Annotated in this window: 7 protein-coding genes; all 7 read left to right on the top strand. The window is 70.6% G+C overall.

Features of this window, described 5'->3' with window-relative positions; translation table 11 throughout:
• Positions 1-401 precede the first annotated feature (401 nt).
• From H286_RS14795 to H286_RS0106900, 7 genes are read left to right on the top strand one after another with little or no spacing between them, the layout of a single operon-like run.
• Positions 402-1,211, top strand: a complete 810-nt coding sequence (locus tag H286_RS14795; protein WP_231370899.1) for a hypothetical protein — start codon at positions 402-404, stop codon at positions 1,209-1,211.
• Positions 1,211-2,242, top strand: coding sequence for an HAD-IIA family hydrolase (locus H286_RS0106925; RefSeq protein WP_020097582.1), 1,032 nt, complete (start codon positions 1,211-1,213; stop codon positions 2,240-2,242). The genes H286_RS14795 and H286_RS0106925 overlap by 1 nt, the downstream gene beginning before the upstream one ends.
• Before the next feature lie 56 nt (positions 2,243-2,298).
• On the top strand, positions 2,299-2,463 hold the full coding sequence (locus tag H286_RS14925; RefSeq protein WP_018186397.1) for a hypothetical protein: 165 nt from the start codon (positions 2,299-2,301) through the stop codon (positions 2,461-2,463).
• Entirely contained in the window at positions 2,460-3,266 is an 807-nt protein-coding gene (locus tag H286_RS0106915) for a TlyA family RNA methyltransferase (RefSeq protein WP_020097581.1), read from the top strand. The genes H286_RS14925 and H286_RS0106915 overlap by 4 nt, the downstream gene beginning before the upstream one ends.
• Positions 3,263-4,183: an NAD kinase gene (locus H286_RS0106910; RefSeq protein ID WP_018186399.1), complete on the top strand. Its 921-nt coding sequence runs from the start codon at positions 3,263-3,265 to the stop codon at positions 4,181-4,183. Before H286_RS0106915 ends, H286_RS0106910 begins: the two co-directional genes overlap by 4 nt.
• Positions 4,180-5,874 carry a DNA repair protein RecN gene (gene recN, locus H286_RS0106905; protein WP_020097580.1) on the top strand — a complete coding sequence of 565 codons (1,695 nt, stop codon included), beginning with the start codon at positions 4,180-4,182 and terminating at the stop codon, positions 5,872-5,874. The genes H286_RS0106910 and recN overlap by 4 nt, the downstream gene beginning before the upstream one ends.
• Positions 5,875-5,911: 37 nt before the next feature.
• Positions 5,912-7,612, top strand: coding sequence for a CTP synthase (locus H286_RS0106900; protein ID WP_018186401.1), 1,701 nt, complete (start codon positions 5,912-5,914; stop codon positions 7,610-7,612).
• Positions 7,613-7,615: the final 3 nt, after the last annotated feature.

The following is a 7,615-nucleotide window of genomic DNA, read 5'->3' as shown; positions in this document are numbered from 1 at the left end:
GTCCCTCGTACCCGCGTCGTGACGGCGACCGCCCGTCGTACCCGAAGCGCGATGGCGAGCGTCGACCGTACGAGAAGCGCGACGGTGATCGCCCCACCTACCCGCGTCGAGAGGGAGATCGTCCTTCCTACCCGAAGCGTGACGGAGAGCGTCGACCGTACGAGAAGCGCGATGGCGACCGTCCGGCGTACCCGCGCCGCGACGGAGATCGTCCTTCCTACCCGCGCCGCGAGGGTGACCGGCCCAGCTACCCGAAGCGTGACGGGGAGCGTCGTCCGTACGAGAAGCGCGATGGCGACCGCCCCTCGTACCCGCGTCGCGATGGCGACCGTCCTAGCTACCCCCAGCGCGACGGGGACCGTCGGTCTTCGCGGCCGCCACAGGATTCGGACCGTCGGAACGTGCCGGCGGGTCCGGTCGTTCCGGATGAGGTCACGGCCCGCGACCTGAACGGCGCGGCCCGGAACGAGCTGAAAACTCTCAGTAAGGACAACGCCGAGCAGGTCGCACGGCACCTGGCCATGGCTGCCCGTCTCATCGACGAGGACCCGGCTCTCGCGCACGAGCACGCGCTGGCGGCATCCCGTAGCGCTGGTCGGATCGCTGTGGTCCGCGAGACCGTCGCGATCACTGCCTACGCCGTCGGCGACTTCGCACTGGCCCTGCGCGAACTGCGGACGTTCCGCCGGATCTCCGGTCGTGACGACCAGATCGCGCTCATGGTCGACAGCGAGCGTGGCGTCGGTCGACCCGACCGTGCGCTCGAGGTCGGACGCGCCGTCGACCGGGCGTCGCTCCCGACCGACGTCCGCGTCGAGCTCGCAATCGCGATGTCCGGTGCACGGCTCGACCTGGGCCAGCCCGACCGTGCCCTGCAGGAGCTCGACATCCCCGAACTCGATCCCGACACCGCCTTCCCGTGGAGCCCCGGGCTGTTCGCTGCGCGAGCCGCCGTCCTCGAAGAACTCGGTCAGGTCGAGGAGGCCGCACAGTGGCAGCGTCGTGCAGACATCGCCGCTGCGGCGCTCGGAGAGATCGACGCGGACTCCGAGACCATCGAGGTCGACGAGATCGATGAAATCGAGCTCGAGGACGAACCCGGGGAAGAATCCGAGGACGAACCCGGGGAAGAGGTCGACGACACCGAGGATGGCGACGCCGGGGGAGACCCGGCATCCGTTCAGGAGGAGGACGAGGAGGACCGCGCCTGATGGGTCTCTTCTCGCGTTCCCGATCGACACCGCTCGACGGCGTCGACCTGGTGCTCGCCGACCTCGACGGCGTCGTCTACGCGGGTGACGGTGGCATTCCTCATGCCGTCGAGAGCCTGAATACAGCGCGGCGCGAACGTCCGCTCGCGTACATCACGAACAACGCGTCGCGACGTGACAGCGTTGTGGCCTCCCATCTCACCGAGCTCGGGCTCGAGACCCAGCCTCACGAGGTGGTCACCAGCCCGCAGGCCGCCGTGCGGCTGTTGCGGGACAGGGTTCCCACCGGATCGACGATCCTCGTCGTGGGTGGAGACGGACTGGTCTTCGAACTGGAGAAGGCGGGCTACACCGTCACACGCAGCGCCGACGACCGTCCCGCAGCCGTGCTGCAGGGTTTCTCTCCCGACGTCGGCTGGGCGCAGCTCGCTGAAGCGGCCTATGCCCTGGCCCAGCCCGAAGATGAGGGCGGCATCCCTTGGATCGCCACCAACACCGACTGGACGATCCCGCAGTCTCGTGGCATCGCGCCCGGCAACGGCACCCTGGTCTCCGCCGTGCACACCGCGGTCGGGCGGCTCGCCACCGTGGCCGGCAAGCCGGAGCGCCCGATCTTCGACGAAGCGGTCGCACGCTTCGGGGCGCGGCATCCGCTCTTCATCGGCGACCGACTCGACACCGACATCGCCGGCGCGCAGGCTGCGGGGATCGAGTCGGTGCTGGTGCTCACCGGCATCGACCGGCCCAAGCACGTCCTCGCCGCTCCGAACTCCTCGAGGCCGACATACATCGTCGGCGACCTGCGGGAGCTCCACGAGCCGTACCCCGAGACGATCGTGAAGGGCGACGTGACGACCGTCGGCTCCGCCTCGGTTCGGATCGACGGGCCCGACGTGCACATCGTCACCGAAGGCGATCGTCCGATCGATCTCGTGCGCGCAGGTGCCGCGGCGATCTGGGGCACCGGACGCGCGATCTACGGCTTCCGGGTGCCCGAGCGGCTCTACGCGGACCCGTTCCACCGACGCTGACGGCCGCTCCGCCGCGTTCACGTCCGCCGTCGTCCGCGCCGCGTAGGGTGGGTGACATGTCGATGGATGCTGCTGACGGCGACGCGCGCCGCGAGGACCTGCTCTCGACGCTCGATGTGATCGAGGACCAGCCGTTGGGCGAACGGGCGGCTGCGTACGCACTGCTGCACGACGAGCTCGCGAAGCGTCTCGAATCGGGTCCCCGCGACCCGAACGCATGACCAGCCGGCTCGACGCGGCCGTGGCCGCCCGTGGCCTGGCGCGCAGCCGCACCCACGCCGCGCAGCTCATCGATGCGGGACTGGTGACCGTCGACGGCGAGCCCGTTGTGAAGGCCTCGGTCAAGGTCGGCGACGAGCAGCGCATCGAGGTCGCGGCATCCGACCACTACGTGAGCCGTGCCGCACACAAGCTCCTCGCCGCCCTCGATGCGTTCGGGGTCGACCCACGCGGACGCGTCGCGCTCGACATGGGCGCGTCGACCGGGGGGTTCACGCAGGTGCTCGTCGAACGCGGCGCCGCACGGGTGCTCGCCGTCGACGTGGGGCACGGGCAGCTGGCGGCGGAGATCGCGGCCCTCCCGGAAGTAGCCGTCGTCGAAGGGTTCAACGTGCGGCACATGACGCGCGCCTCCCTCGCCGAGGCGAGCGGCGTCGCCGACGTGCCGACGCTCGTGACGGGCGATCTCTCGTTCATCTCGCTCACGCACGTCCTCCCCGCGGCGGCGTCGGTCTGCGCCCCGGCATCCGATCTGGTCCTGCTCGTGAAACCGCAGTTCGAAGTGGGCCGCACCGGGGTCCGCGAAGGACTGGTGACGGATGCCGGGCGTCGAGCCGACGCCGTCGCCACCGTCCTGTGGTCGGCGTGGGATGCCGGGCTCGGCACCCACGGCGTCATCGCCTCGCCGATCGCGGGAACGCACGGCAACCGCGAATTCCTCATCCATCTCCGACCCGGGACGAGCGACGACGCGAATCCGACACAATGGTTGGACACCGTGAACCGACTGGCGGGAGCCGCATGACCGACGCGACGCGCAACATCCTCGTCGTGGCGCACGCGCTCCGCGAGAACACGGTCGCAGGAGCCCGTCGGGTCGTCGAAGCGGTGCACGCGGCCGGCCTCCAGCCCGTCGTGCCGGGCGACGACCCCGAGCTCGCCGCGGCCCTCGGGGACCTCGACACCGTGGTCCTCGGCGAGGGCGGCATCGACGTCACCGACATCGAGGTCGCGATCGTCCTCGGTGGCGACGGCACGATCCTGCGCGCCGCCGAGCTGGTGCGGGCGGCATCCGTCCCCCTTCTCGGCGTCAACATGGGACACGTGGGCTTCCTCGCCGAACTCGAGGCGGACGGCGTCGACGAAGCGATCCGCCGGGCGCTCGCGCGGGACTACGAGATCCACGAGCGGATGACGCTGTCGGTCGAGGTCCGAGACGCCGACGGCGACGTCGTCTACTCGACCTGGGCCCTGAACGAAGCAACGGTCGAGAAGGCGTCGCGGGAGCGGATGCTCGAGGTCATGATCGAGATCGACGATCGCCCCTTATCGGCCTTCGGGTGCGACGGCGTCGTGGTCGCCACTCCCACGGGCTCGACGGCTTACAACTTCTCGGCCGGCGGCCCCGTCGTGTGGCCCTCCGTGCAGGCGCTCTGCCTCGTCCCGCTGTCGGCGCACGCGCTGTTCGCCCGACCGGTCGTCCTCGGTCCCGAGACCTCCGTGTCGATCGACGTCCTCCAGCGGAATCAGGGCAGGGGGGTGCTCTGGTGCGACGGACGCCGTTCGCACGACCTTCCGCCCGGTGCCCGCGTGGTCGTGCGGCGATCGGGACGCCCGGTCCGCCTCGCACGACTGCACCGCTCGGCCTTCACCGACCGACTGGTGCGCAAGTTCCAGCTCCCCATCGCGGGCTGGCGCGGCGGTGCGGAGGCCTCGCTGTGATCGAGCAGATCCGGCTTAGGGATCTCGGCGTGATCGCGGGGGCGACCTTGCCGATCGGGCCGGGGTTCACCGCGGTGACGGGTGAGACCGGTGCCGGCAAGACGATGGTCGTGACGGGGCTCGGGCTCCTTCTCGGCCAGCGTGCCGACTCGGGCGCGGTGCGGGCCGGTGCGGATCAGGCCGCGGTCGACGGAGTGTGGATCGTCCCCGAGGACGGCCCGGTGGTCGAGCGCGTGCGGGATGCCGGTGGCGACGTCGAACCCATCGGAGACGGACGCGCGGAACTCTACCTGGGGCGGACACTGTCGAGCGAGGGACGCAGCCGCGCCACGGTGGGCGGCAGGACGGCTCCCGCCGGAGTGCTCGCCGACCTCGCCGACCAGTTGGTCGTCGTCCACGGGCAGTCCGATCAGCTGCGGCTCACGTCGGCCGCGGCCCAGCGCGAGGCGCTCGATCGCTTCGGCGGCGCGACGGTCGCCGACGCGCTCGACCGGTACCGCCGGGTGTGGGATGCCTGGCGCACCGCAGCCGCGGAACTCGAGACCCTGACGACCGAGCAGACGTCCCGCGCCCGTGAGGCAGCGGAGCTCCGGGCCGCGATCGCGGACATCGAGGCGGTCGACCCGCAGCCGGGGGAGGACCTCGAGCTCACGCAGCGCGCAGATCGCCTGGCGAACGCCGAGGAACTGCGGATGGCGGCGGCGGCGGCGCACACGGCACTGTCGAACGAGGACGACTTGCCCGACGTCCAGGCTCTCCTCGCCGCGGCGCGGCGCGCTCTCGAACGCGCCGCCGGTTCGGACGAGGCGCTGCGCGGCCACGCCGCGGCGATCGAGGAACTCGGGTACCGGGTGGCCGACATCGCCGGCGAGCTGAGCGGATACCTCGCCGACCTCGACGAGGGCGGCCCCCATGAACTCGCCGCCGTCGAGGAGCGTCGCGCGGCCCTGGGCGCACTCATCCGCGCGCATGGATCGCTCGACGAGGCGATCGCGCTCCTCGCGACCGGGTCCGCCCGTCTCGCCGAGCTCGATGACGACGGCGACCGCATCGAGCGACTCACCCTCGAACGCGATCGCCTCCGAGACGACCTCGACTCGCGCGCCGCCGAGCTCACGGACGCGCGGCGGGCGGCGGCATCCCGACTCGGCGACGCCGTCACCGAGGAACTCCGTCATCTGGCGCTGCCGGACGCGCGGCTGACGGTCGCCGTCGACCCGGGGGCCGAGGCGGCGCACGGCCGCGACGTCGTGACGATCCAACTCGCGCCGCACCCGGGCGCCTCGCCTCGACCGGTCGCCCGCGGAGCGTCCGGTGGTGAGCTCAGTCGCGTCATGCTCGCGATCGAAGTGGTGATCGCGGCGACCGACCCTGTTCCGACGTTCGTCTTCGACGAAGTGGATGCCGGTATCGGCGGCGCCGCCGCAATCGAGGTCGGCCGGCGACTCGCCAAGCTCGCCGAGACGAGTCAGGTGATCGCGGTCACGCACCTCGCACAGGTGGCGGCGTTCGCCGGCAATCACCTGTCGGTCGTGAAGTCCAACGACGGGTCGGTCACCGCCTCCAGCGTGCGCCGACTGGAAGGCGATGAACGCGCCGCCGAGATGGCGCGCCTGCTGTCGGGCATGGCCGACTCGGATGCCGCGCTGGACCACGCGCGCGAGCTGCTGGCCCTCGGACGCGCGCGCTGAGACCGGGCACCCGAGAGGGCTGATAGAGTGAAAGCCCGTGACGGACTCTTCGGGCGCGGGACGCAAAAACAACGACATCACCAAGCACATCTTCGTGACGGGTGGTGTCGTTTCGTCTCTCGGCAAGGGTCTGACCGCCGCCAGCCTCGGTAACCTCCTCACCGCGCGCGGCCTGCGTGTCGTGATGCAGAAGCTCGACCCGTACCTGAACGTCGACCCGGGCACGATGAACCCGTTCCAGCACGGCGAGGTCTTCGTGACCGACGACGGCGCCGAGACCGACCTCGACATCGGCCACTACGAGCGCTTCCTCGACATCGAGCTGAGCCAGGCGGCGAACGTCACGACGGGTCAGATCTACTCCGAGGTCATCGCCAAGGAGCGCCGCGGCGAGTACCTGGGCGACACGGTCCAGGTGATCCCGCACATCTCCGATGAGATCAAGCGGCGCATGCGCCTGCAGGCGAGCGAAGAGCCCCGCCCCGACGTGATCATCACCGAGGTCGGCGGCACGGTCGGCGACATCGAGTCGCAGCCGTTCATCGAGTCGGCGCGCCAGATCCGCCATGAGCTCGGCCGCGACAACGTCTTCTTCGTGCACGTCTCGCTGGTCCCGTTCATGGGCGCCTCGGGCGAGCAGAAGACCAAGCCCACGCAGCACTCCGTCGCGATGCTCCGCTCCATCGGCATCCAGCCCGACGCCCTCGTCCTGCGGAGCGACCGCCCCGTCACCGAGTCCAACAAGCGCAAGATCGCGCTCATGTGCGACGTCGACGAGGACGCGGTCATCAACACCGTCGACCTGCCGAGCATCTACGACATCCCCTCGACGCTCAGCGACCAGGGTCTCGACGCGTACATCGTGCGCCGCCTGGGCCTGGACGCCAAGGCGGGCGACATCGACTGGACCCGCTGGAACAAGGTCCTCAACGCCGTCCACAACCCCAAGCACGAGGTCACGGTCGGCCTCGTCGGCAAGTACATCGACCTGCCCGACGCGTACCTCTCGGTCACCGAGGCCCTGAAGGCGGGCGGATTCGCGCAGGAGACGAAGGTCCAGATCGTGTGGATCCCCTCCGACCTGTGCGAGACGCCCGAGGGTGCGGCGAAGGCCCTGTCGGCGGTCGACGGCATCGTCATCCCGGGTGGCTTCGGCATCCGCGGCATCGAGGGCAAGCTGGGCGCGCTGAAGTTCGCCCGCGAGCAGGGACTGCCCACCCTCGGCATCTGCCTCGGTCTGCAGTGCATGGTCATCGAGTACGCCCGCCACGTCGCGGGCATCGAGGACGCGTCCTCGAGCGAGTTCGACCCCGAGACGCCGCACCCGGTCATCGCGACCATGGCGGAGCAGGTCGACATCCTTGACCGCGGCGACATGGGCGGCACGATGCGCCTGGGCCTGTACGAGGCTGCGCTGGCCGAGGGGTCCCTCGCCGCGGAGCTGTACGGCTCGGACCGCGCCACCGAGCGTCACCGGCACCGCTACGAGGTCAACAACACGTACCGTCAGCAGATCGCCGATGCGGGCCTCTGGTTCTCGGGGCTGAACCCCGACCTCGATCTCGTCGAGTACGTCGAGCTGCCCCGCGACGTGCACCCGTACTACATCGCGACGCAGGCGCACCCCGAGCTGCGCTCGCGACCCACCGAGGCGAACCCGCTCTTCCGCGGTCTCATCGCCGCGGCGCTCGAGCGGCACCGCTCGAGCGAGCTGTTCGACGTCGAGAACGAGGACTGAGCC

It is taken from the genome of Microbacterium sp. 11MF, assembly GCF_000383475.1.
Taxonomy (GTDB): domain Bacteria; phylum Actinomycetota; class Actinomycetes; order Actinomycetales; family Microbacteriaceae; genus Microbacterium; species Microbacterium aquilitoris.
This window is presented reverse-complemented; position numbering and strand designations above follow the sequence as displayed.